Genomic DNA, 949 nt, shown 5'->3' on the forward strand with positions numbered 1-949 from the left:
TGCTGGCGGTGGACAGCGTGTACCAGGAGTCGACGTAGTCAGGATCGTCGGTGTACCACGAGCTCGGCAGCGCGGCGAGGATGGCGTCGACGAGCGGTGCGTACGCGCCGCCGTCGACGATGGTCAGCAGCGCGGTAGCGATCGCCTGGGCCAGCTGCAGGTAGTTGGTGTCGCCGTCGTCCTCCATCATCACCACGTCGGCGAGGTTGTACTTGTACCCGTTGAAGTGCACCAGCAGTTGGTTCGGCGTGTAGGTGGTGCCGTCGTTGTCGAGGTACGGCATCTGCACGATGTCGACCTTCGCCGCGCCGTCGAGGCCGAACCCGCCGACGATGCTGTAGATCTCGGCGGCGCCCTTGAACCACGGCTCCTGGTCGTTGCTCAGCCGGATCGCGGTGACCTTGGTGGCCCAGTATCCGGTGGCCGCCGCCACGGCGTCCGTGCCCGCACCGCCGAGCCGCTGCCGGACGACCTCGATACCCAGGGGCATGGCCTTGGCGGTGTCGACCTCGACGAGCAGCACCGGTCGCTGCGGCACGTGCGCCGCAGCGATGCGCACTGTCCGCCCGGCGGGGTCGTAGCCGATCAGGCTGGTCGGCGCGTCGTCGGTCGGGGTCGCCGCCACGACCGGGACCGCGCCGCGCCGCAGCGCCGGCAGCATGTCCGGGTGCGCCAAGCGCACCTGCAGCAGCGACACATCACCGGGCAGTCCTTTGGCCGCGTGTACCGCGGCGTTGGCGGCCCGCACCGACGCGGCGAACGACGCGCCGAGCCGGACCGTCGCGAGGTCGACCGGCCCGGCCGCCGCAGCGGCCACGACGCGATCCCGCTGGCCCGAGTCGCGCAGCGACACCGCGAGCTGCCCGGCGAGCCGAGCGGCGACGGCCTGGACGGTCCCCGCCGGCTCAGCAGGTACGGCAGGCGCGGCAACGGCGGATGACGGCGGCAC

At 72.1% G+C, this 949-nt stretch carries 1 protein-coding gene; it reads right to left on the reverse strand.

Annotated features, from left to right (window positions below; genetic code table 11):
- Nucleotides 1-949, reverse strand: a 949-nt coding sequence (locus ABD332_RS59890) for a DUF3103 family protein (RefSeq protein ID WP_344516102.1), incomplete at both ends; no start/stop codon positions are given.

Source organism: Dactylosporangium maewongense (genome assembly GCF_039531485.1).
Taxonomy (GTDB): Bacteria; Actinomycetota; Actinomycetes; order Mycobacteriales; family Micromonosporaceae; genus Dactylosporangium; species Dactylosporangium maewongense.